This is a genomic window from Bacillus sp. AFS059628, from assembly GCF_002571225.1.
Taxonomy (GTDB): Bacteria; Bacillota; Bacilli; order Bacillales; family Bacillaceae_G; genus Bacillus_A.
The window spans coordinates 84,356-109,089 of record NZ_NVEC01000048.1 but is presented as its reverse complement, the minus strand read 5'-3'; the positions used below and the strand labels follow the sequence as shown (position 1 = coordinate 109,089).

Below are 24,734 nucleotides of genomic sequence, written 5' to 3'. Positions count from 1 at the left end.
TTTTTTTGCAAAAAAAAGAACAAAGAGATTTATCTCTTTGTTCTTTTTTATTACCCGCGCCCTGCTTGAAACGATGGATATAACGTCATTCCACCGTCTGCAAATAGCGTAATTCCAGTTACGTAACTTGCCTCTGAGGAAGCGAGCCACGTTGCGACTGCTGCAATTTCTTCCGGTTTACCGATGTAGCCCATCGGTATCATACTTTCTACGTCAGCACGTTTTTTAGGATCAGCAAACTTCTCTGCATTAATTGGCGTATTTATTGCACCCGGTCCAATATTATTTACGCGAATGCCTTTTGGTGCGTATTCTAGCGCTAACGTTTCCGTCATCAATTTAATACCGCCTTTACTCGCCGCATAGTGCACAAATAGCGGCCATGGAATTTTCTCGTGAACACTCGACATATTAATGACAGACCCTTTAATATCGTTCTCTACAAAATATTTAATCGCTTCTCTACTTCCTAAAAAAGCACCTGTTAAATTTGTATTGATTACTTTATTCCAGTCTTCAAGCGGCATTTCATGCGATGGTACTGCATTTTCTATCCCTGCATTATTAATCATAACGTCGAGCGTACCAAATTCTTTCACAGCAGATTGAATGAGGTTCACAACATCAGACTCAACCGTCACATCACCTTTTACAGCAATCGCTTCTCCGCCTACTTTTTGAATTTCTTCTAATACATCATGCGCTTCTGACTCTCGCGAGCGATAGTTAATCACTACTTTCGCTTTCTCCTTAGCAAATCTTACCCCCATGGCTCTCCCAAGACCAGTTGCTGATCCTGTAATAACAACTACTTTTCCTGCTAAATCACTATACATTCCCATACCTCCTTTAACTTTTGGCAATACCTAACATAATTCCGGCTGCGATAATAAAAACGATACCGATAACAATACCTGTTAATTGGCGTTTTGTTTTCTTTTCACCTAATATAAGAATCCCGCCAAGCGTTGAAATAATAATTCCCATTTGTGATAGCGAGAAACTTGTTGCCACTCCAACACGCGGTTGCGAAATGAATAAAAACATATTTCCAGCTGCCCAAATTAATCCTGGAATAATATTTCGTATTGCATATTTATTAAATGGATGATGTTTAAACGTAAGCAAAATGCCCCCTAACACCATACCAACCGCTTGTGGCAATAAAGCTGACCAACCATCTACGTTAAATAGTCGAATCACTACTACGTAAACTAAATAACCGACTGTTGAAATCAATAAAATGATAATACCCCTTTTAAAATTTCCCGCTTGCTCTGCATTCTTTTCTTCTTCACTTTGAAGCGATGTTAAAATAACACCGATAATAATACAAACGAGCGCCAAAACGCCAAGGACGACTGATATTGTCGTGGACCATTCATGAAATACGATGACTCCGAATAAAGTCGTCGCAACTAATTGAAGTCCTGTTGAAATGGGCATCGTTCTCGAAACGCCCATTAAATCAATGCTTTTTAATTGATTCGCCTGACCAAGCGCCCAAAATAAACCTGACACAATTCCAACTCCAATAACAGTAGGAGTTAATACTGGCTTCATAAAAATATAAACAACAATCGAGAAAATAAGTGCACCAAACGTTGTACCGAGCGTTTGACTATACGGTCCTCCGCCCAGTTTCACGTTAAATAGCACAATACTTCCCCAAAATATAGCCGGTAAAATCGCTAAAAATATGTCCATCGCTCATTACCTTTCTTTATTAAATGTTATAAGTTATTACTCTAAATCATTAGAGTGAGCTTTTATTTTTTCTTTTTCTCGTTCACAAACTTTCTCTGCAATAGAACTAGAAACATTCTTTTCTCGCTCCACTTTCTTTATCTTTACGTGATCTAAATGATCTTCCAAAGTAAGTGTAACTTTATCATTCGGCGGATTATGTGCACCTTGGAACGTAAGAAATTGTAACGTAGTTTCAAATCTAGGAACGAACTCATCATTCTTGCCGAGACGCTTTACATTTATAACTGAAGCACATTCATATTGATCTTCTGTTACTTGTCTAATAACTGAATAGTACCTATTCGATAATGCACTCTCTAAAAGCTGCTCCCTTGATTCTTTCGCGAAAGAATCACTTGGAGAAAAGAAAAAGACCGAACATAGCATAATAATAACTACACATATTTTTTTCATAGTACCCTCCTTGTTCTATACGTTAGTGTTCGCAAAACTGCCATAAAAAAACGACTTCCCTTATATAGGAAAGTCGTTTTAATGAATCCAATATTAACCACCGCTCACCGGTGGGATTAGTGCAACAACATCACCAGATTGGACCCTGTCATCTTCATTTGCATATTCTTCATTAATCGCAACCATAATTGGTGCTGCCACTGGTACATTATATTCTTTAGCAACAACATCTTTTAACTCTGCAACCGTAATATTTTCTTTCTCTATTTGCAACTCACTTGTTCCAGCTTCCTCTTGCAAGTGTGCAAATAACAATACTCGAATCATACTTATAGCTCCTTCCCAGGCTCTCCCGACGGATATGGCGTTTTTTCTAATTGATCACCAATCCAAGAGTCTCCATCTTCCCAAAACTCCTTTTTCCAAATCGGAACAATTTGTTTTATGCGTTCCATAATATATTCATTCGCTTCATAAGCCGCTTTACGATGCGGTGTTGAAACAGCCACCACAACCGCAATATCAGAAATTTGTAGTGTACCAATGCGATGTGTAATCGCAACGTATGTGCCTGGCCACTTCTCTTTCACTTCTGAGCCAATTTTCTCTAGCATCTTTTCTGCCATCGTTTTGTAAGCGACGTATTCTAAGTATAATGTACGACGCCCTTTCGTAAACTCTCTAACCGTTCCAATAAATGTTGTAACAGCACCACATTCACGGCGAATAACCTTCTTCGTTACCTCTTCAACCAAGATTTCTGTATCAATTACTTCATAATACGTATTTGTCATTTCGTACTCCTTACCGTTTGTACAAACCAGTCTATATACAAATCTTCTTCTGTTATATGAAATACTTTATATTCTTCCCGTAAGTTTGCGGGAACATCATACCACGCAATAACCGCTACTATATTCTCTACTTTATGTAAAAGCTCAACGTCTTCCACAGAACGAAGTAAAACTACTTTTGGATAGCTCTCTTTTTTATAGCCTTCAATTAAAATTGTATCCACTTCAAAAAACTCATATAAGCGAATGATTTCTTGCAACGACCATTTCTCTCTTAATGATGAAAGGGAAAGTAATCCAGCACCTTCTACACTACTGACAACAGCACCAGCCTTTCGGTGCTTTTCACTATCCTTTTGTGCTACTTCCGGAAAACCACCGTGCCCGTGATGTTTAATGGTAGCAACCTTCATTTTCTGTTCAGCTAACGTATGCACGATTTTCTCCACAAGTGTTGTTTTTCCGCTATTTTGATATCCTACTATTTGTAAGATTGAAGGGGCTTTTCCCATGGCCAATCACATCCCTCGGCGTGCTCTAACAATAATACAGATACTTTCATCCCTGCCTCAAATCCTCTCGTTCCTCCAGGTAGCACAATAAAGGCATTCGCATCGGCAAGTGAAGATACCGCACTCGATTTATCTAAACCGACCGGCATCGCTTGTAATGCTCCGTCCATAATTGTCACCTTTGCTCTTACAAAACGAGTAAACGGATTTGGCTTTGGAAAGTCTTTTTGTAAAATAGCATCTGCTCTATATACGTGAGGCTCCTTCGCATACAAATATGTTTTTATAATCGGATGCACAAATAGCTCAAATCCTACGTAACAAGCTGACGGATTCCCTGATAAACCGAAAAGTAACTTTCCGTCAACTTCAGCTACTGTCGTTACACTTCCTGGTCTCATCGCTATTTTATTAAAGAGTACATTCGCTTGTAATCTTTCATAAATAGCCGGCAAGTAGTCATAATCCCCTACCGACACACCGCCTGTCGTAATTAAAATATCAACCTCATTCATCGCTGATTGAACAGCTGCAAAGCATGCATCTAACTCGTCGGCAAGTTGGCCATAATAACGAACTTTCCCTCCGGCTTTCATAATTTGAGCGGCAATCATATACGAGTTACTATTTCTAATTTTCCCCGGCTGTAACGACTCATGTACTTCTAACAGTTCACTTCCTGTCGTCACAATCCCAACAACAGGCTGTTTTACAACCTTCACAGTACTATATCCAAACGTCGCTAATAAGGCCGCAACACCTGGATTAATTGCAACACCTTTCTGAACGAGAACTTGATTTTGCTTTATATCTTCTCCTTTAAATGATACATTGTCACCACTGTGAAAAGGACGCTTTAACTTCATATATGTTTTTCCGTTCTTCTCAAAACCTTCCGTCAACTCTAGCATGACGACTGCATTACAATCATCTGGAATAGCTGCTCCTGTCATAATACGAACCGCCTGAAAAGATCCTACTTTTTCTGTAAAAACAGATCCCGCCCCGATTTCTCCTATTACTTCAAACTCAATCGCATTCTCTTGATTTGCTTCCTTCGTATCTTCTGCTCGAATTGCGAAACCATCGTAAGGAGAACGATCGAAATGAGGAACGTCATGATCAGAGATAACATCCTCCCCAAGAATTCTCCCGTAACTTTCCGTAATAGAAACCTCTTCTATTTCACCATTCTTCGCATATTCCATTACTCTCTCTACTGCCTCTGCAACTTGAATCGGAATTCGTTTTTCTACCATCGTTTCTCACCCCATATTTGCAATTTTTTTTATCTCGATTAAACTTTATATATTGAATAGAAATTACTTCAAGGAGGAATTCCATGTCTTCATTCACACACTTTAATGACCAAGGACGCGCGAAGATGGTTGATATAAGCGACAAAAAAGCAACCGTTCGAACAGCAATTGCGTGCTCTAGCATTGTTGTTACAAAAGAAATTTACGATAAAATCTCTCACAATGAAATCGGGAAAGGTGACGTATTAGCAGTTGCACAAATCGCAGGTATTATGGCTGCGAAACGCACTTCTGATATTATCCCAATGTGCCATCCTTTATTGTTAAAAGGTGTTGACGTTTCCTTCGATTGGAAACAATCCGGTGAACAATATCGATTACTTATTGAAGTAAAAGTTAAAACAGAAGGTAGCACCGGTGTTGAAATGGAAGCTTTAACAGCGGCTTCCGCTACCGCTCTTACCGTGTACGATATGTGTAAGGCTGTTGATAAAGGTATGATTATTGGCGAAACGTACTTACTTGAAAAAACAGGTGGAAAAAGTGGAGATTATACGCGAAAAGTTTAATCTTCCCTCTGTTGAACCTAAAGGGCTTCTTTAGGTTCAACCTATATATCTTGCATATAAACGTCTTGCTACATTGATATCATTCGTTCCATGAATAAACGCCCTGCCATCTGTAAATAAAACAAAACGAAATTCCTCTACTGGAAATGATAATAAATACGGAGTAGCTTTTACATCCACACTTCTTTGTAAGCGCTTTTTAATTTCCTCTAAATGAAATTCATTCCGCACACCTGGACGGATTTGTACTGTATTTCGGCCACATAGCACTTCTGTTTTCGTTTGTGCTTCAAATGTTAAACTTGGATATGTACGTAATCTTCCGCAAGATAAACACGTTTCTTTTTTCTGTCTATTCACTTTAAATGCCATCTGCTGATTATTCCAAAGGTCAAATGATAACATCGTTTCGCGAAGTACCCCATAGTCTTCTACTAATATTTTCAGCGCTTCCGTGATTTGATGCGCCACAACTAATTGTACTGCCGGCTGTATAATACCAGCCGTATCACATGTTGCTCCGCTTGCCGGATGCTCCATTAAACAGCGGAAACACGGTGTTTTTCCTGGTAAAATTGTATACGTTACTCCGTAGCTTCCAACGCAACCACCATATATCCACGGAATATTATACTTTTGTGAAATATCATTAATAAGAAGACGCGTTTCAAAATTATCTGTTGCATCTAATATTAAATCTACATCCTTCACTAACTCTTCCATTTCTTGCACTGTTACATCAGTCACAACCGGATTTATTTCCACCTCAGAATTAATCGCTTTTAAATGCTCTGCCGCTGCTACCGCCTTCGGTTTATACTGCTTTGCGTCTTCTTCTGTATATAACTGTTGCCTTTGTAAATTGCTCCATTCTACATAATCACGATCCGCAATTGTTATTTTTCCAACACCTGCTCTAACAATCGCTTCTGCATTTGCCGCACCAAGAGCACCAGCACCAATAATAAGTATATGCTTCTCTCTAATTTTTCTCTGCCCTTCTTCCCCAACACCAGCAAATAATATTTGTCTTGAATATCGCTCCTGCATACGATAGCCCCCTTTCTTATCCTCCTATATAAGACATTTCAATTTTCGGACGATTTTTTGCACTTTCTTCTGTCCGTTCATCCGAATATCTATCTTTTCTATTCATCCATACATCTTGTATAACGCTTAATAGCTCATCATCCGAAAGCTTTCCTCTAAGAAGTTCCCTTATATCGAGTCCTTCTGTTGCAAATAAGCAAGTATAAAACTTTCCATCTGCCGAAATTCTCGCTCTCGTACAAGAAGAACAAAATGACTCAGAAACAGAAGTAATAAAACCGACTTCGGTATTTGTTCCAACGTAACGATATCGCTTCGCAACTTCACCAAAATAATTCGCTTCAGCTGGCTCAAGCGGATACACATTATGAATCATTTCAATTAGTTCTTTCTTTGTAACAACTTGATCAAAGTTCCATCCATTTGTACTACCAACATCCATAAACTCAATAAACCTAAGCGTGATTCCTTGCTCTTTAAAATATGCAGCCATCGGAAGTACTTGATGATCGTTCATTCCTTTTTTCACAACCATGTTTACCTTTACATCAAGCCCAGCCTCTTTTGCAGCCATAATTCCCTTTATAACAGGTTTCGTATTAATATTTCGGCCATTAATAGCCTTAAATACATCGTCATCTATTGCATCTAAACTAACATTTACTCTATGTAATCCAGCTTCTTTTAATACTTTTGCTTGCTTCGTTAAATGAATCGCATTGGTCGTTAACCCTATATCTAACAGCCCGTCAATTTTCACGAGACGTGCAATAAGTTTTGCTAAATCTTTACGAAGTAGTGGCTCGCCACCAGTAAGTCTAATTTTTCGTACACCGATGCTAACAAATAATTTTGCCAATCGCTCAATTTCATCAAACGTCAGTAAAAACTCATCTTTCAAAAAAGCATAATCTGGCCCAAACACTTCCGCTGGCATACAATATGTACATCTAAAATTGCAACGATCAATGACAGATATGCGTAAATCTTGAAGTGGGCGTCCAAAAAAATCTGTAACCATCTCCTGCATCGCCACCCTCCCTTTCTGCCAAATTTCTCTCTTTTCATTCTATTATAATATATTTTCGAACTGCGATGTTTTTGCTCAAGTGAATAAAGTAAAACTTTCCTAATCAATGAGACTACATACAAATAAGGAGATAAAAAACCTTGAAGCATAGAAGCCCCAAGGTTTTCTTCTTATTAACTCAATCTAATAATCGTTAGAGTAGCTCCTGGCGTTGCCGTAGATAATGTAGCGATTGCAACTAATCCAAATAACTGCAGACTAATAGCAGCTCCAGCAGGCAAATTAGCAATAATTGTCGCATTAAATGAACCTGTAGCTACCGCTGGTGAATTTATCGTTCCCGCAAGCGGACTACCATTTACAGTTATACGAGAACTTACAAGTAAAGAGGCTGTTAAATTTATTGTATAAGCTATATAGTAATTCCCCGCATTCGCAACCGTAAATACAGTATTCCCTCCGCTAACAGTAATTCCTGGACCAATATTTTGATTGTTCGGTAATGGTACATTCGTGCCACCTAATAAAACAGAAATAGCGGTTCCTGATGTATTATTCGCAAATGCATATGTTGCAGTTGTACTAACTCCGGTCACACCCGTTGCTCCAGTGGCCCCGGTATCCCCCGTTGGACCTGTTACTCCTGTTGAACCCGTTGCTCCAGTGGCTCCCGTATTTCCCGTTGGACCTGTTACTCCTGTTACTCCTGTTACTCCCGTTGCCCCAGTACTTCCGGTTACTCCTGTATTTCCTGTTACTCCGGTACTTCCTGTTGGGCCGGTATCTCCTGTTGGACACGTATTTCCCGTTGGGCCCGTACTTCCTGTGGCTCCCGTATTTCCCGTTGGACCCGTATCTCCCGTTGGACCCGTGCTTCCGGTTGAACCCGTATTTCCCGTTACCCCCGTACTTCCCGTTGGACCCGTATTTCCCGTTGAACCCGTGACTCCTGTGGCTCCCGTATTTCCCGTTGGACCCGTATCTCCCGTTGGACCCGTACTTCCTGTGGCTCCCGTATTTCCCGTTACCCCCGGTACTTCCCGTTGGACCCGTACTTCCTGTGGTTCCGGTACTTCCCGTTGGACCCATACTTCCGGTTGAACCCGTATTTCCCGTTGGACCCGTATCTCCTGTTGGACCCGTACTTCCTGTGGCTCCCGTATTTCCCGTTGGACCCGTATCTCCCGTTGGACCCGTGCTTCCGGTTGAACCCGTATCTCCGGTTGCTCCTGTACTTCCGGTTGGACCCGTACTTCCCGTTGTCCCTGTCATTCCAGTCGGTACTGGAGGGAAAGTAGGGCCGACAAGATCTGGGGATAACTTAAAATTAGAATTTATCAACCTCTGTATTTTTTGATTTTCATCATTTCCTTCCACTACTCCCACCACCTCCCTAAAAATACAACTACAAAATATATTTCATATAAAGTGAAACTTTAATCAGCCCTCACCAATCGGGCTTTAACGGGCAGCCCGCCCCCCACTTCTTTACTTTCGCTGAATTTTGAGGTGAGGTCTTACTGCCCGTTAAAGTGGGATAAAAACTCACCTTCTATTTGAATTGTATTTTTCAAAAAGGCCTCCAATACTAATTTCCAAACAATTACTTCAATTTTTATGCTATAGATTTTCTTACAAATAAAAACTCCCCTACGATTTTAGGGGAGTCCAGCAATTGAATCCATATTATCTGTATTAGGGACAGCCTGTGCTATACTCGATGCATTTACACTTTGCCCCATATTTGTTCCTATTACAGTACCAGCAGGAGTACCTCGTGTATATGTTGTCGTCACTGAATCACCTGGCTGTAAACAAAGCTTCGTCTCCGTTCCTATTACTGTAACAACATCAATCCAAGTACACCCCATTGAACCACTATACGATTTCGAAGCAGTAAATGAAGTATCACTCAAATTATCACCAGTAAATATATTCCCAGTGTTATTTACAATAACAAACTCTTTTATATGAGCAGGCATAATTACACTCTACCTTTCCTCTATGAACCTAATGTACGTGTGCTCGTTGCTAATGGTGGAAGAAACACTGATGTCCGAATTACCGCTTCCGGCTGTCTTTTCCCATTTAAAAAAATAGCTGCACTCGATCCTCCAGCACCTGCATATACTTTCGCTACAGCTAAAGGTGAGATATCATAACAATCACCGACATTAACAGCTCCTGTATTATTCATAATTTTTACTTTACGCAAGTTAATCCCCATTTCCCTATCCCCCTTTTGTACACTGTATGCAAAAGAAAAAAACTTGAAACAAACACGTTTCAAGTTTTTTAAGCTACTTATTTCGTTTCTCCCTCATATTGAAGCATACCGCCAACCATGTTCACTGTTTTAAATCCTTGCTCATTTAAATAATGGCATACATTTTCACTGCGCATTCCCGAGCGACAAATAAAGATATACTCATTCTCTTTATCAAAGAAATCTACTTTATTTGGGATATCGCCCATTTTAATATGTACAGCTTCTGGAATTTTCCCTGCTGCTACTTCTTCATCTTCCCTTACGTCTACTAGAAATAATGTTTCTCCATTCTCTAAACGTTCTTGCACTTCTTCTGTAGTAATTGTTTTAACTTCTGTCATATGTCGTTCCTCCTTATATACAATAAAGCCTTTAGTTTCTTCTTTTAAATAATCATTTCTAATCAATTTTAGCATGCGAAAGAAAGAACGCAAAGAATGCAAAATTTATTTCTCAATTTTCTCGCAAAACTTATTCTTTACAAACATAACTCGTGCATTGTATCCTCAATATACTTGTTTTATGAAAGGAGTCAATGAAAATGACACTTTTTCTTTTCATTATGAGCATCATTTTCTTACTCGCTGCAATTATTGCGCTTAGTATGAAAAATAATAAAAAGATAAAATCACCACAAGAAATGTCATTCTTATTTCTATTGCTTAGTATCGCATTCTTCGGTATAGCAATTGCCACATATATTTTCCGTCTACAAATCATGTAAAAAAAGGTGCCTACTACATACATTGCACCTTTTTCACATCATTTATTTTCTACACAAAACTAGACACCTTCCGATTTAAAAATTCATAAACTTTCTTTTCAAATAAATGCGTATCAAATGCTCCCGCCATATGCCCATTTCTACTTTCTATCTCATACACTTCCGCATACTTCCCTTGTTTTTGCAATATGTCTACCATTTTGTAATTATAACGTGACGGCTGAAGTAAATCTTGTTTACACGGAATCATAAGTACATTTGCTTCTACCCTAGAAAGGGCCTCTTCTAAAGATGAAAATCCATGCGCAATATCATGTAATAAAACTGCTTTCGCAGTGTACATCCATGAATTTGCATCTACTAAAGCTATACTTCCATATGTCACTTTATTGATTTCTTTCTCAAATGATGTTAATGCAGCAAATGTTTCATAAGGTTCTTTCTCTATACTATTACGAGGGAATGTCGTTTCATAAAAATGCTCATCAAACGCGTTCATAAACATCATTTTATTTGCCAAATGAAGTCCCTTCGTTGGCTGCTCCTCCCCATATTTTCCGCCCTTCCAATTTGGATCCAGCCGGATAGCCTCAATTGCATTTTGCGCTACATTTACCGACGTAATAATTGGATTTTGCGGATTCGTAATAACCCCAATCATCCGCTCTACCATATGAGGATAATGAACAGCCCATTGTTGCGCAATCATCCCGCCAGCTGACGGCCCCATTACAGCATGTAGCCTTGCGATCCCCATATCTTTTATTAACTCATATTGTATACGAGCTACATCAAGAAATGTAAAAACCGGAAAATCCATCGCATATTCATCTCCAGTTTTCGGGTTAATCGATTTCGGTCCCGTTGTAATCACATAAGGGTTCTTCACCTGCACATTACAAAGATTATCAGTGCATATAACGAAGTATTTATTTGTATCAATTGCTTTTCCTGGTCCAATTAAACCATCCCACCAACCAGACTCCTCATCATGCGCTGTATATTTTCCTGCCGCGTGACTCGTTGCACTAAAGTAATGACAAATCAAAATCGCATTTGATCTCTCTCTATTTAAAGTACCGTACGTCTCATACCCCATTTGAACAGGAATTGCCCTACCATTTTCAAATGTAAGCTCCTTTAAAATAAACTTCTCCTTTTTTACAATTTGCACAGACTCGCCCTCTTCTCGTCATAATATGTACTGCTTACTAAAGGATTTTTTCTACGCAAACCAATCTCCTCCTTCTTTTCATAAATAAATGAATAATATACAAAATTAGCCACAAAATAGCACTATATTACAAAATTAAAGAGGGCATACATATGATTTGGAATTGGCTACGCAAGAAAAAAAAATCAAACAAAACAGAGAAAAACGAATCAGGTAACTCGGAGCAACAACTTAGCAATCAAGAGGATGATAACCAAAAACAGACTAGAAGTATGAAACATAATAAAGATAACAATGGAGAGCAAAAAAAAGAGGAACACAAGGAGTCTTCCCAACATAAGCAGCAAAATAAATCGAATCAAAAACAGCAACAAAGTGCTAAACAAGACGAATCTTCTCAACAACAACAACACTCTAAACAAGACAAATCAGAGCAAAATCAACAGCAACATTCAAAGCAAGACAACTCGGAGCAAGATCAACAACAACACTCTAAGCAAGACAACTCAGTGCAAGAGCAAGAACAACAACAACAACAACAACAACACTCTAAACAAAACAACTCAGATCAAGGGAAACAGCAGCAAAACTCTACAGGTAATAGTATTTATGATTTTACGAAACCAGAAAAAGATCGTATTCATTCTCTACAAGATTTAATAGAGAAACTCAAAAGGTCTAGTGATTTTGTTAATTATCATACATCTGACGATGAAACGATGCCTTATTGGATTTCTTACTATCGACCTTCGCTTGATGGTGAGAAGTTGCAAAAATATTTAATGCCTACTCTATTAGAACGACCTAACGCTTCATTAGAAGAGCTGAAAGAACATATTCCGATGAGCGGCATTACAATTACGAACGATTTACAAAAAATTGAGGATATGGTTTTAAAGGGGCATGCGATTGTTCAAGTAAATCAACAAGAGCAAAAGTGTATGCTCGCAAATATTGCAATTGATAATTATCGTGCACCCACTCCTCCTTTAAATGAATCAACTGTTATCGGTCCTCAGGAAGGTTTCGTAGAAGATATCGATACAAATATTAATTTAGTTCGGAAACGTCTTCCTGTTTTAGATTTACAAACAAAAGAAATGATTGTGGGCGAATTTTCCAAAACAAAAGTTGTCATGATGTATTTAGACAACCTCGCTGAAAAAGAGAATATAGATTTTCTCGACGAGTCATTACGCGCTCTTGAATATGATCAAATTAATGATAGTGCTTATATACAAGAACTAATGGGAGAAAAGTCAATTTTCCCTCTCTATATCAATACAGAACGTACTGATAGAGTTACAAAAGCACTCATTGATGGAAAAATCGCGATTTTTGTGGATGGTTCTCCAAGTGTCCTACTAACACCTGTATCCTATTTCGATTTTTTCATTTCCCCAGAAGACTATAACGTCTCCTGGATGTACGCTACATTTTCAAGGGTTTTAAGATTAATTGCCGTTCTATTTTCAATTTGCGCTACACCGCTATACGTTGCAGTTTTAAATTATCATTATGAACTTATTCCAAGTGATTTACTTGAAACTTTGATTTTATCAAGAGCACAAGTACCGTTCCCACCTTTAATCGAAGCACTATTTTTAGAACTTGCAATCGATTTATTAAGAGAAGCTGGCGCGAGGTTACCGATGAAAGTTGGTCAAACGCTCGGTATTGTAGGCGGTATCGTAATCGGGCAAGCATCTGTACAAGCTGGTTTAACGAGTAATATTTTATTAATTATCGTTGCCTTATCAGCACTCGCTTCCTTTATTACACCTATTTATAAAATGGGTAATGCGGTTCGACTACTACGTTTTCCTTTTCTTATGTTTGCAGAAATAGGCGGATTATTCGGGATTTCTCTTGGATTTATCTTTTTATTTACTCATCTATTTAGACTTACTTCCTTACGTAAGCCGTACGCTTTGTTTTATCCGACGAGGCAACAATCGGTTAAGGACTCTTGGATTCGTTTTCCTTTAACGATGATCGATACAAGAGATGTACAAGCAAGACCACAACATGTAAAAAAATCAGCAAAAGGGATTTCAACAAAACATAAATCCGACTTCGACGATTAAGAAATGAGGTGCATTGATGAGTAAAGTTCAAGAAAAATATCAAATATCTCCTGTCTTTGTCTTCTTCTTAATTCACGGTGCACAGTTTGGAGCTGGCGTTCTCGGCTTCGCTCGAATTACTGCCAAGGCCGCTGGATACGACGGCTGGATGGGCGTTCTAATCACAGGACTCTGTATCCATCTCCTTATATGGATGATGTATTTTTTATTAAAAGAAACAAACGGAAATTTAATTGATTTACAACGACAAACGTTTGGAAAGTGGATAGGGAATGTCTTTAATATTATCTTTGCAGCCTATTTTTTAATTGTCAGTATTTCGGTCATTCGAACGTATGTTGAAATTATTCAAGTATGGATGTTCCCAACTGCTTCCACGTGGATGTTAACACTCTTTTTATGCTTAGTTAGCTATTACATTGTCTCTTCTGGATTTCGTGTCATTACCGGTATTTGCGTCATCTCTGTTGGTGGTACATTAGGATATTTATTTCTAAGCTTATTCGTTTTGAAATATTCACATTGGGATAATTTATTACCTATATTCACACATTCTTTTTCAGACATTTTAAAATCCGCTCAAGTGTCAGTCTACAGTATGACCGGTTTTGAGATTTACCTCATGGTGTATCCATTTGTGAAAAAGCCTATGCAATCTCATAAATACGCTCAGCTTGGAGCACTATTTTCAAATCTTCTATATTTATTTAGTACCCTTTTAGCCTTTGCATTTTTTAGTGAAAAACAATTGTTAAAAACGATATGGGCCCAACTTTCTATGACTCAAGTCATTCAATTACCATTTATAGAAAGACTTGAATATATTGCAATTTCAGGCTATGCACTCGTTATTATTTCAAGTTTTATCCTCCCTTTATGGGCAGCAACGAGAGCAACACATGAAATATTCCGTGTAAAACAAAGAGGTGTTTTAATCGCTTTTATCTTTATCACTCTCATTGTTTCACAACTTTTAACAAACAGACACGATATTAATAACTTTATTAGTAATGCATCAAAGGGGAGTTTTTGGCTCATTTATGTATACATCCCAATCCTATTTATCATTGTGTGGGTGAAAAGAAAATGGAAAAAATCAAAAGCAAATTAATACTTATTTCTTGTATAGCACTTTTTAGTTTAACTGGATGTTTACAAAAAAATATTATCGATGACGTACACCTTATACAAGGAACTGTCTTTGATGTAGCAAAAGATAATAAAATAAAGGTAACATTTGTTTGTCCTATTCAGCAAAAAGGTAACAAAGTTCAAGTTTTTGAAGGGACAGCAAATGCGGTAAAACAAGTAAAAGCAGACACATCTTTAGAGTCTTCTCAACCATTTGCCAGCGGACAAATGCGTGTTTCTCTATTTACCCTCCGAATTGCTAAAAAAGGAATGGTTGCTTCCTTCGATACATTAATTCGTGATGTAAATATCGGAAATGCCTTATATGTTGCTTTACTCGACGGCAATGGTACTGAACTTTTAAAAGGAAAGTACACGACTTCATCTAACGTTGCAATTTATATAAAAAAAATGCTCGAACATAATATGAAGACAGGTCCTTTACCAACAGATAATCTGCATATAGGAGCGTTCCGTTATTATCAAGAAGGGCAAGACTACTATATTCCAATTCTAAAGAAACATGGTGATAAAATAAAAATCACGGGAATTGGTCTTTTTAAAAAAGATAAATATGTTGGTAAAATCGCGGAAAAAGATATGTTTGTATTTAAAGGATTGTTAGAAGAACATAAGTTAGATTCACATGAATTTAAAGCAGATCCTGGGTACGTAATGATTAACAATATTCGTTCTGTTCCAACATACGATATAAAAATAAAAAACGGAAAGCCCTCCTTTTCCATTCATGTGAAGCTTGATGCCCGTATTCAAGAAGTATCGAAACAAATTAACTTAGAGAATGCTAAAAACACAAAAAAGATTGAGAAGGTCGTTCAAAAACAATTAAATACACAAGCTGCTAAATTAATTAAGCAGTTTAAATCTTTAGGCGTCGATCCGCTTGGGCTAGGTGCTAAATATAAACAACATTATCGCCCATTCAAGTTAGAGGAGTGGAGACGAATGTACAAAGATGTTCCAGTTCATATAAAATACACCGTAAATATTACAAATTCTGGTGTGATTGAATGAGAAATGATTGAACTCCTCTCTCCAGCATGATACAACGGAAAGAGGAGTTTTTATTTTAGATAGAGAGAGAAGATATTTATGGGGGAGCTTATGTCTAAAAAATTAGTAAAGCCTATTTTAAATGGTATTTTATTTCTCGGCGTCTTTTTATTTGCTCATACATATTTAAAAAATGTTTCCTTCACACGTTATTTACTTGTCGTTATACCAATGTTGCTCGTTGGTATGTTTGGCATCGACCTTATTTTATCCATTTTAATAAAAGAAGAAAAATAACGAGCAGGGCCGTCCCAAAAGTATTCCGGGATGGCTTTCTTTTATTAATGGGTTATGTTTTGTCGTTTATTCGATATAGTCTTTCCCTATCTTAACTAAAAGCTAAAACTTTTGGACAGTCCCTTTTCATTTCATAATCACCCTATGTTACAATGAGATTCGGACAAAGCGAGAAAGGATGAAACAACATGACAAACGAAAAAGGTTTAGATAAAGGATACGAACTTGTTGCAAAAATGCATAAAGAGTTCGGACACCCTGTGACAAATACTCCAACAAAACTAACAGAAGAACGTGCAAAAATCCGTGCGAGTTTTATGCAAGAAGAGCTAGAAGAATTTCTGGAAGCAACGACTGTTGAAGATCAATACGATGCACTAATTGACCTTATTTATTTTGCATTCGGAACATTTGCCGAAATGGGCGTACGTCCTGATAAAGGATTCGAAATTGTAAATAACGCAAACATGGCAAAACTATTCCCTGATGGAAAACCTCGATTCCGTGAAGGCGACGGCAAAATTCTAAAACCAGAAGGCTGGCAAGCACCAGAACCACAACTTCGTGCTGAAATCGAACGTCAGCGCCAAGAAGCTGAAAAAAACTGCTAGGATTTCCTAGCAGTTTTTTATTATGTCTTTTTTTCTGCAATTCATTAATGACCAACGTGTCCAGCGTGCCCTGCTGCTCCACCAATACTAGCCGCTCCTGCCGCTGCCCCTGCTCCTCCTGCTCCAATTCCACCTGTCCAAGGAGAAGATTGTTGTTGATATTGCTGATATTGTTGGTGTTGGTGTTGATGTTGACCGTGTTGACCTTGGTGTCCTTGATGTTGATGACCATGATGACCTTGTTGGCCTTGGTGGTGGTGACCATGGTGACCTTGTTGGCCTTGATGATGATGGTGTCCATGGTGACCGTGCTGGCCTTGGTGCATTTGATAAAGAACAGCTTGCGGATGAATGTGGTGGTGACCGTGGTGATGTACTTGTTGTTGATGACCATGGTGGCCGTGTTGACCTTGGTGATGATGGTGTCCATGATGGCCATGGTGACCTTGATGATGCCCATGATGGCCGTGTTGACCTTGGTGATGATGGTGTCCATGATGGCCATGGTGACCTTGATGGTGGTGATGACCGTGAACAACTTGCGGATACCCACCTACCCCTCCAGCTACAACACCTACTTCTGGTACCGGAAATCCTGTCTGCACTCCTCCAACGAAAGAAGGAAATGTAGTTGGTGCTCCTACTGGAAATCCTGTCTGTACGCCAGCTACTGATGTTGGGAAGCTTCCTGTTACTGTAGGCATTCCAACCCCTGCTGTCGAAAAGCCTCCCATTGATGTCGGCATTCCAACCCCTGCTGTCGAAAAGCCTCCCATTGATGTCGGCATTCCAGTTTGCATACCAGCTACCGATGTTGGAAAGCCTCCTGCTGCTCCACCCATCCAGCTCGGAATCCCACCGTATCCTTGTTGGCCAGCTCCTCCCATTAACATCATTTGTTCATAACTACCCGATCCACCTCCGAAGAAGCCATGTGGTGCATTATTATCTATCCCTTTCATTCCTTTCACCTCTTCTACTCATTTTAGCCTACCTTTTTTATCATATTTCCTATAGAAAAATAGGTGTTTGTCTGTATGGGAATTCCGCTCTTTTATTTGTACGTAATGGAATAATTGAAAACTTAGACTAAGGTAATCCAGAAATTATTTTCTACACAAAAAAGCTCAGAGCATAAATACTCTGAGCTTTTTTGAATGAATTAGTTTGCAACAACGTTAACAAGTTTTCCAGGAACAACAATTACTTTACGAACTGTTTTCCCTTCAATTTGGTCTTGAATTGCTTCAAGTGCAAGTTGTTCCATTTCTTCTTTTGATGCGTCTTTACTCATTGTTAGTTTCGCGCGAACTTTGCCCATAACTTGAACAACGATTTCAACTTCATCTTCTACAAGTTTAGACTCATCAAATGTTGGCCAGCTTGCATATGTGATTGTTTCATTGTATCCAAGTTTGCTCCATAGCTCTTCCCCGATGTGAGGTGCAACTGGTGCAATCATTTTTACGAAACCTTCTACATATTCTTTCGGAAGTGTTTCAGCTTTGTATGCATCGTTGATGAATACCATCATTTGAGAAATCGCTGTGTTGAAGCGAAGCTCAGCATAGTCTTCTGTTACTTTCTTCACTGTTTGGTGGTAAGCTTTTTCAAGCTCTTTATTTGGTGCATCCGTAATTTTCTCACTTAATTCACCGTTATCTTGAATGAATAAACGCCATACGCGATCTAGGAAACGACGAGCTCCGTCAAGACCATTTTCAGACCAAGCGATCGAAGCATCTAATGGTCCCATGAACATTTCGTATAGACGAAGTGTATCTGCACCGTGGCTTGCTACGATATCATCAGGGTTTACAACGTTACCTTTTGATTTACTCATTTTCTCGTTGTTTTCACCTAGAATCATACCTTGGTTGAATAATTGTTGGAACGGCTCTTTCGTTGGAACTACACCGATATCGTATAATACTTTATGCCAGAAGCGAGCATATAGTAAGTGAAGTACAGCGTGCTCTGCTCCGCCGATATAAATATCAACTGGAAGCCATTGTTTTACTTTTTCGGGGTCTACAAGTGCTTCACTATTGTTTGGATCGATGTAACGTAGGTAATACCAGCAGCTACCAGCCCATTGTGGCATTGTGTTCGTTTCACGACGCCCTTTTTTACCAGTCTCAGGATCAACAACATTTACCCATTCTTCAATGTTAGCAAGTGGTGATTCACCTGTACCTGAAGGACGAATATTTTCTGTTTTCGGAAGAACTAACGGTAATTCTTCTTCTTTCACAGCTGTCATTGTGCCATCTTCCCAGTGAATTACTGGAATTGGCTCACCCCAGTAACGTTGACGGCTGAATAACCAGTCACGTAGACGGTACGTTACTTTTTGATTTCCTGCGTTTGTTACTTCAAGCCATTCAATCATTTTTGCGATTGCTTCTTCTTTATTTAAACCATCAAGGAATGCTGAGTTTACGTGTGCACCATCACCTGTGTACACTTCTTTCGTAATATCTCCGCCTTTTACAACTTCCTTCATTGGAAGATTGAATACCGATGCGAATTCATAGTCACGCTCATCGTGAGCTGGAACTGCCATTACAGCACCTGTTCCGTAAGTTGCAAGAACGTAATCAGCGATCCAGATTGGTAATTTCTCACCGTTTACTGGGTTAACTGCGTAAGCACCAGTGAATACACCAGTTTTTTCTTTCGCAAGTTCTGTACGCTCTAGGTCACTCTTCATTTTTACAGCGTTAATGTAAGCTTCTACCGCTTCTTTTTGTTCTGCTGTTGTAATTTCTGCAACAAGTGCATGTTCCGGAGCAAGTACACAGTATGTTGCACCGAATAATGTATCAGGGCGCGTTGTGAAAACTGTGAATTTCTCGTCTGTACCGTCGATATTGAAGTGTACTTCTGCACCTTCAGAACGACCGATCCAGTTACGTTGCATATCTTTTAAGCTTTCTGGCCAATCAAGCTCATCTAGATCTTCTAATAGACGATCTCCGTAAGCTGTAATTTTTAACATCCACTGTCTCATCGGACGACGCTCAACTGGATGTCCACCGCGCTCACTCTTACCGTCAATGATCTCTTCGTTTGCAAGTACTGTACCAAGTGCTGGGCACCAGTTTACAGGTACTTCGTCAACGTAAGCTAAGCCTTTTTCAAATAGTTTTAAGAAGATCCATTGTGTCCACTTGTAGTAGTTTGGATCTGTTGTATTTACTTCACGGTCCCAATCGTAAGAGAAACCTAATGATTTAATTTGGTTACGGAACGTATTAATATTATGCTCTGTAAATTCAGCTGGGCTGTTTCCAGTATCAAGTGCATATTGCTCTGCTGGAAGACCGAATGCATCCCATCCCATTGGATGAAGAACGTTATATCCTTGCATACGCTTCATACGAGATAAAATATCTGTCGCTGTATATCCTTCTGGATGTCCTACGTGTAGGCCTGCACCTGATGGATATGGGAACATATCTAGTGCATAAAATTTTGGTTTTTCTGTCTCATCTGGCGTACGGAATGTTTTATTCTCTTCCCAGTACCCTTGCCACTTCTTCTCAATTTCTTGATGATTAAAGCTCATGAGATACCCTCCTTGAAATTATATTTATTTTCACCGCCCAAAATACAAAAAACCTCTCATCCCTAGAAAGGGACGAGAGGTTGTAGATTCCCGCGGTACCACCCTAAATTAATGTACAAATATACATTCGCTTAGATCCGTAACGTGGATTAACGGCAATTGCTACTATTAGTTTCACAACTGCAACTCAAAGGCGAGTTCATAACGAAACGTGGATTGACTTGCACCGACCGTCAACTCTCTAAACCAGCTTCTATTACTACTACTCCTTCTCACTGTTATTACAAATATGAGTTAAGTGAACTACCCTTCGCTTAGAATCTCTTAAGAGCTTACTTAAAGCGGGGCTTCTCGGTTAATCGTTACTCTTCATAACTAATGAATTCGTCTTACGACAGCCGAGCAATCTCCCTTGTTCGAAAGGTTGTTTTATTTAAATATATTCTAAAACATGTGAACATGTTCCGTCAAACTAAACTGCAATTTTTTCTTCAACTGTTTCTTCTACTTTTACTCGTTTATCATAAATGCTCGTTGCTATAAGCGCTACTACAAGCATTACCATGATTGCTATAAACAATACTTCCATATTGTATAAATCAACAATCGCTCCGCCAACGACCGGTCCGAACATTTTTCCTACAGTCGCCGCGCTATTTACAACACCTTGATAAAACCCAAGCTTATCTTTTGGCGCAAGTATATTTGCAATGGTCGGAACTGCTGGCCATACGAATAGCTCACCAATTGTTAATGTTATCATCGCAACGAGGAACATTGTAAATTGCTGCGCTTGACTTAACACAATAAATGACGCCGCAAAAATAATAATTCCAATCATAATTTGTTGTTTTAAAGAACGCTTCATCCAGCGAATTAGCATACTAACTAATGGCTGCGCACAAACAATCATCGCTCCGTTTATCGTCCATAATAAACTGTAGTGACGAAGACTAATGTTTAATTCTTGCATATGTGTTGCAATTGCCCCTTGCCACTGTACGTATGTAACCCAGCATAAAGCATATGCTACACACACGATAAGAAGTGCTTTGAATCCAGGTGTAAGCGACCAACCTTTTTTCGTTTCGACTTCTTTTTGCACTCCCGGCTCTTTTTTGTCTTCCATACCACGGAATCCAATAAAAGCAATCAAAAAGAAAACAAAGTATAAAATAAAGTTCGCTAAGAAAATATAATCAAAACGATACGATGCAACTAATCCACCACATGCTGTTCCAATCGCAATACCAACGTTTTGTCCAACATACATCGCATTAAATGCTCGTCTTCCGCCCTCTGGCCAAACCGTACCAACCATCGCGTACATCGATGGGAAGACCATTCCAGAACCGAAGCCGATTAACGCTAGCCACACAACATATAATGGCCAACCGTGGAAGAACACAAGACCTAAAATTGATACGAGTGTAATCACAATTCCTACTAAAGTTGATTTATAACCGCCCCATTTATCAAATAAAACACCGCCGAGCAAGTTTCCGATTACACCAGTAAGCGAGTTGATCATTAATACCATTCCGGCCACAGATAAAGATTTTCCTAGGTGATCATGCAAATAAATTGTATTAAAAGGCCATAAAAAAGAAGCACCCGTGACATTAATAATCATCCCAGCTACTAATAGCCATACTTTCCTTGGCATAGTCTCCCCTCCTATTCTATTTTTTCGTTCATCTATAACAGTAAAATTGTAGTCGTTTTTAAATAGGAAGGCAACTGATTAATAGTTGATGAAATTCAGATAACGGTTTGTTGGTAAATAAAATTATATTGATTGCTGTTTGAAAATATATCGACTTACCGACAAAAAACGACAGCAGTAACAATAAAAAAAGAGGAGATTACATGAAGTTCATGCAGCCTCCCCTTATTTATACTATCCAACTTCTTTTTCTCGCTTCGCACGTTCTTTAGCGCCCCATTTAAATACCTTATCTAGTAGAGAGTATATTCTCCCAGACTCTTTCGTTAATAACGGCCCTAACGATGCTAATATTAAAACGTACAGTGCGGAGAACGGTTTAATCGCTGCCATTAAACCACCTGCAATACCGATATTCGCGACAATAATAGAGAACTCTCCGCGTGATACAAGTGTTAAACCTATATTCGTAGAAGCCTTATGCGATAACCCGGCTTTACGTCCTGCAATCATTCCAGCTGTAAAATTACCGATGAGTGTAATGAACACTGCTCCTAATGCCAACCACACTGCTCCTCCAAGCGAAAACGGATCTATACTTAAACCGAAACTGAAAAAGAATATGGCCCCAAAGAAATCACGAAACGGGACGACGAGGTGTTCAATCCGATCGCTATGCTCCGTTTCTGAAAAAACAAGCCCTAACAATAACGCTCCAATCGCTTCTGCAACATGAATCGTTTCTGAAAATCCTGCTACAAAGAATAAAATAGCAAATATTACGATAATAAAAATTTCATTTGACGAAATATCTAATATTTTATTTAAAAACGGCGTAGCTTTTCTAGCGATTACGAAGAATAGTAGCATATATCCTACTGCGATTAAAACCGATGTGAGAGCACCTACAAATGATGTGGCACCACCGAGTACTAACCCTGAAACGACTGATAAATATACAGCCAAAAAAATATCATCAAACATAATGATTCCTAATATTAATTCAGTCTCTTTATTACCAGATCTTCTTAAATCAACAATTACTTTCGCAACAATTGCACTTGATGAAATTGTAATGATTCCAGCAATAATTAACGTTTCTAGTAAGGGAAATCCCATCACATATCCATAAAGCAAACCTAATATGAAATTAAGCGATATGTGGACAGTCCCCCCGAAAGCAATTGACTTTCCTGATTTAATTAATTTTTTTATTGAGAATTCTAAACCTAAGTAGAATAGGAGGAATATGACGCCAACACGGCCGAGGAATGAAATAACTTCTCCGCTTTCAATAAACCTTAAATCGATAAGTCCTAAATCTGGGGCATGAGGCCCCACTAACATACCGAGTATAATGAGAAACGGAATAATCGAGAACTTTAACTTCGCAGCGAGGATAGCTGCAAAAGCTACTAATACTAACGCAGTTCCAACTTCAAAGATTAAAGTATCCATCGATTATGAATCACCTCCTGCTGAAAGCAATTCATTAATAATTCTTTTCACTTCATGTCTCGCGCCCGATAATACGAGCATATCGCCAGCTTCAATAATAGAATCTGGACCTGGATTAAAGAATTTCTTCATATTCTTTTTCAAAATGGCAATAATCGTTACGTTATATGTTTTTCTGACATGTAAGCTACCAATTGTTTGTTGTACGACTGGCGCATGATTTTCTACCTTAAACCATTCAATTGATAATCCTTCAAAAGCCATCTCAATTGTGTCTAACGCTTGCGGTCTATATACCATTCCGCCTAATATAGCCGCAATTTGTCTCGCTTCAGAATCACGAAGAGAAATGCTTGAAACACTCTCATCGTGATCCGCATCAAAATGATACATTTCCCTTCGGCCATCATCATGAATAACGATAACCATTTTTTCATTACCTTTTGTTATTACTTCAAATTTACATCCAATGCCCGGTAATTCACTCTCTCTAATATTCATATGTTCCGCCTCCTAAAATTTTTAGTTACGGCTTTTACAAATCTACATCAATCTCTGTTTTAAACTTCTCATCTTTTGAAATTCCTAAATACTTGAGCGTCTCAGATGGAGTCGCGTGATGGAAATGCTTTTGTAATAGCGCAATCGCTATTCCTCTTTTGTACGCGTGAAATCCAAATGTTTTTCTCATTGAGTTCGTTCCAATCTTTCCAACAATCCCAACTGCTTCAGCTGCGTTATGAATAACGCGATACGCTTGTTGACGCGTAATTGAATTTTTCGTTTTATTCGATTGAAATACGTAGTTTTCTCTTTGAGCATCAATAGATTGTACATACTCTAAAAGTGCTTCTTTTACTTTTGTATTTAAATAAATATCTTGTTTGAATTTTTCATCTTTCACAGGAAGAGAGTAAAACTCTTTCACAGTTCCATCTTCATTTAATACCTCTTCAAATTTCATACTAAGTAGTTCAGTAATCTTTAATCCGGTGTTAATTCCAATAACAAATAAAAGATAATCTCGCTGCGAGTGCTCTTTTAAATACTTTTTCATAGCCTCAATTTGGCTTATATCTTTTAATGCCTCTACAACTTCCATACATGTATCTCCTCATCTTATGAACGGTAATTTTCTCATTATCCTGTTCATTTTACCTTATCACGCTATGGGATTTCCATGTATTATCCATTATTTTCACAATATACGACTTAGGTCTGACAATTTTTCATTTGGAAATTTATGATTGCACAAATATGGTGTGGGTAGAAAAATAGGGGATACAAGTTCAGCTTCTTTCTATAGATCGGATTCCTCCTTTCATTCTCCAGTAGCTGATACTCACATATTATGT

26 protein-coding genes, 1 pseudogene and 1 other annotated feature are annotated in these 24,734 nt (G+C 38.5%); of the genes and pseudogenes, 7 read left to right on the top strand and 20 right to left on the bottom strand.

Annotation, left to right across the window (positions count from 1 at the left end; genetic code table 11):
* Positions 1-50: 50 nt before the first annotated feature.
* From COL05_RS16510 to moeA, 7 genes are all read right to left on the bottom strand, one after another.
* On the bottom strand, positions 51-836 hold the full coding sequence (locus tag COL05_RS16510) for a glucose 1-dehydrogenase (protein ID WP_098669410.1): 786 nt from the start codon (positions 834-836) through the stop codon (positions 51-53).
* 13 nt (positions 837-849) lie between these two features.
* A complete protein-coding gene (gene glcU, locus COL05_RS16505) occupies positions 850-1,707 on the bottom strand; it encodes a glucose uptake protein GlcU (protein ID WP_098669409.1) in 858 nt (285 codons plus the stop codon).
* A 36-nt stretch (positions 1,708-1,743) separates the two neighbouring features.
* Complete coding sequence (locus COL05_RS16500; protein ID WP_098669408.1) at positions 1,744-2,163, bottom strand: DUF3888 domain-containing protein; 420 nt, start codon at positions 2,161-2,163, stop codon at positions 1,744-1,746.
* 93 nt (positions 2,164-2,256) lie between these two features.
* Positions 2,257-2,490 carry a molybdopterin converting factor subunit 1 gene (gene moaD / locus COL05_RS16495; RefSeq protein ID WP_098669407.1) on the bottom strand — a complete coding sequence of 78 codons (234 nt, stop codon included), beginning with the start codon at positions 2,488-2,490 and terminating at the stop codon, positions 2,257-2,259.
* A gap of 2 nt (positions 2,491-2,492) precedes the next feature.
* A complete protein-coding gene (moaE, locus tag COL05_RS16490; RefSeq protein ID WP_098669406.1) occupies positions 2,493-2,957 on the bottom strand; it encodes a molybdopterin synthase catalytic subunit MoaE in 465 nt (154 codons plus the stop codon).
* Positions 2,954-3,469 (bottom strand): molybdopterin-guanine dinucleotide biosynthesis protein B, encoded by a 516-nt coding sequence (gene mobB, locus COL05_RS16485; protein ID WP_098669405.1) that lies wholly within the window; start codon positions 3,467-3,469, stop codon positions 2,954-2,956. The genes moaE and mobB overlap by 4 nt, the downstream gene beginning before the upstream one ends.
* Positions 3,439-4,728 carry a molybdopterin molybdotransferase MoeA gene (gene moeA / locus COL05_RS16480; RefSeq protein WP_098669404.1) on the bottom strand — a complete coding sequence of 430 codons (1,290 nt, stop codon included), beginning with the start codon at positions 4,726-4,728 and terminating at the stop codon, positions 3,439-3,441. Before moeA ends, mobB begins: the two co-directional genes overlap by 31 nt.
* An 83-nt stretch (positions 4,729-4,811) precedes the next feature.
* On the opposite strand from moeA, the gene moaC reads away from it, so the two are divergent.
* A complete protein-coding gene (gene moaC / locus COL05_RS16475; RefSeq protein ID WP_098669403.1) occupies positions 4,812-5,297 on the top strand; it encodes a cyclic pyranopterin monophosphate synthase MoaC in 486 nt (161 codons plus the stop codon).
* A 36-nt stretch (positions 5,298-5,333) separates the two neighbouring features.
* Here moaC and COL05_RS16470 read toward each other — a convergent pair whose 3' ends face one another.
* From COL05_RS16470 to COL05_RS16440, 6 genes and pseudogenes are all read right to left on the bottom strand, one after another.
* Positions 5,334-6,347 (bottom strand): molybdopterin-synthase adenylyltransferase MoeB, encoded by a 1,014-nt coding sequence (locus tag COL05_RS16470; protein ID WP_098669402.1) that lies wholly within the window; start codon positions 6,345-6,347, stop codon positions 5,334-5,336.
* A gap of 16 nt (positions 6,348-6,363) precedes the next feature.
* Positions 6,364-7,377, bottom strand: coding sequence for a GTP 3',8-cyclase MoaA (gene moaA / locus COL05_RS16465; protein ID WP_098669401.1), 1,014 nt, complete (start codon positions 7,375-7,377; stop codon positions 6,364-6,366).
* A gap of 173 nt (positions 7,378-7,550) precedes the next feature.
* A pseudogene (locus COL05_RS16455) lies at positions 7,551-8,601 on the bottom strand (BclA C-terminal domain-containing protein); the annotation flags it as partial.
* Positions 8,602-9,035: 434 nt separating this feature from the next.
* A complete protein-coding gene (locus COL05_RS16450) occupies positions 9,036-9,359 on the bottom strand; it encodes a hypothetical protein (protein WP_098669400.1) in 324 nt (107 codons plus the stop codon).
* Positions 9,360-9,379: 20 nt separating this feature from the next.
* Complete coding sequence (locus COL05_RS16445) at positions 9,380-9,604, bottom strand: spore germination protein (RefSeq protein WP_000512468.1); 225 nt, start codon at positions 9,602-9,604, stop codon at positions 9,380-9,382.
* Positions 9,605-9,681: 77 nt separating this feature from the next.
* A complete protein-coding gene (locus COL05_RS16440; protein ID WP_000141212.1) occupies positions 9,682-9,987 on the bottom strand; it encodes a rhodanese-like domain-containing protein in 306 nt (101 codons plus the stop codon).
* A gap of 200 nt (positions 9,988-10,187) precedes the next feature.
* Between COL05_RS16440 and COL05_RS16435 the strand changes: the two genes are divergently transcribed.
* Positions 10,188-10,370 carry a hypothetical protein gene (locus tag COL05_RS16435; protein WP_098669399.1) on the top strand — a complete coding sequence of 61 codons (183 nt, stop codon included), beginning with the start codon at positions 10,188-10,190 and terminating at the stop codon, positions 10,368-10,370.
* 49 nt (positions 10,371-10,419) lie between these two features.
* Here the strand turns inward: COL05_RS16435 and COL05_RS16430 are convergent, their stop codons facing one another.
* Complete coding sequence (locus COL05_RS16430; protein WP_098669398.1) at positions 10,420-11,544, bottom strand: homoserine O-acetyltransferase family protein; 1,125 nt, start codon at positions 11,542-11,544, stop codon at positions 10,420-10,422.
* 152 nt (positions 11,545-11,696) lie between these two features.
* Here COL05_RS16430 and COL05_RS16425 point away from each other — a divergent pair, with 152 nt between their 5' ends.
* From COL05_RS16425 to COL05_RS16405, 5 genes are all read left to right on the top strand, one after another.
* Positions 11,697-13,631, top strand: a complete 1,935-nt coding sequence (locus COL05_RS16425; protein WP_098669397.1) for a spore germination protein — start codon at positions 11,697-11,699, stop codon at positions 13,629-13,631.
* Between the two features lie 16 nt (positions 13,632-13,647).
* A complete protein-coding gene (locus COL05_RS16420; RefSeq protein ID WP_098669396.1) occupies positions 13,648-14,742 on the top strand; it encodes a spore germination protein in 1,095 nt (364 codons plus the stop codon).
* Positions 14,718-15,797 (top strand): Ger(x)C family spore germination protein, encoded by a 1,080-nt coding sequence (locus COL05_RS16415; RefSeq protein WP_098669395.1) that lies wholly within the window; start codon positions 14,718-14,720, stop codon positions 15,795-15,797. The genes COL05_RS16420 and COL05_RS16415 overlap by 25 nt, the downstream gene beginning before the upstream one ends.
* Positions 15,798-15,887: 90 nt before the next feature.
* The gene (locus COL05_RS16410; RefSeq protein WP_000038782.1) at positions 15,888-16,073 is read left to right on the top strand and encodes a hypothetical protein; all 186 of its coding nucleotides are present in this window, start codon (positions 15,888-15,890) and stop codon (positions 16,071-16,073) included.
* A 188-nt stretch (positions 16,074-16,261) separates the two neighbouring features.
* On the top strand, positions 16,262-16,684 hold the full coding sequence (locus tag COL05_RS16405; protein WP_000180559.1) for a pyrophosphohydrolase domain-containing protein: 423 nt from the start codon (positions 16,262-16,264) through the stop codon (positions 16,682-16,684).
* A 44-nt stretch (positions 16,685-16,728) separates the two neighbouring features.
* Here COL05_RS16405 and COL05_RS16400 read toward each other — a convergent pair whose 3' ends face one another.
* From COL05_RS16400 to COL05_RS16370, 6 genes are all read right to left on the bottom strand, one after another.
* The gene (locus COL05_RS16400; RefSeq protein WP_098669394.1) at positions 16,729-17,646 is read right to left on the bottom strand and encodes a hypothetical protein; all 918 of its coding nucleotides are present in this window, start codon (positions 17,644-17,646) and stop codon (positions 16,729-16,731) included.
* Between the two features lie 200 nt (positions 17,647-17,846).
* The gene (leuS, locus tag COL05_RS16390; RefSeq protein WP_098669393.1) at positions 17,847-20,255 is read right to left on the bottom strand and encodes a leucine--tRNA ligase; all 2,409 of its coding nucleotides are present in this window, start codon (positions 20,253-20,255) and stop codon (positions 17,847-17,849) included.
* A gap of 65 nt (positions 20,256-20,320) precedes the next feature.
* Positions 20,321-20,540, bottom strand: a binding site (T-box leader).
* Between the two features lie 187 nt (positions 20,541-20,727).
* Entirely contained in the window at positions 20,728-21,921 is a 1,194-nt protein-coding gene (locus COL05_RS16385) for an MDR family MFS transporter (RefSeq protein WP_098669392.1), read from the bottom strand.
* A 234-nt stretch (positions 21,922-22,155) separates the two neighbouring features.
* Positions 22,156-23,379, bottom strand: coding sequence for a cation:proton antiporter (locus COL05_RS16380; RefSeq protein ID WP_098669391.1), 1,224 nt, complete (start codon positions 23,377-23,379; stop codon positions 22,156-22,158).
* Positions 23,380-23,382: 3 nt separating this feature from the next.
* Positions 23,383-23,880 carry a cation:proton antiporter regulatory subunit gene (locus tag COL05_RS16375; protein WP_061531264.1) on the bottom strand — a complete coding sequence of 166 codons (498 nt, stop codon included), beginning with the start codon at positions 23,878-23,880 and terminating at the stop codon, positions 23,383-23,385.
* Between the two features lie 34 nt (positions 23,881-23,914).
* Complete coding sequence (locus tag COL05_RS16370) at positions 23,915-24,481, bottom strand: tyrosine-type recombinase/integrase (RefSeq protein WP_098669390.1); 567 nt, start codon at positions 24,479-24,481, stop codon at positions 23,915-23,917.
* Between the last annotated feature and the right edge of the window lie 253 nt (positions 24,482-24,734).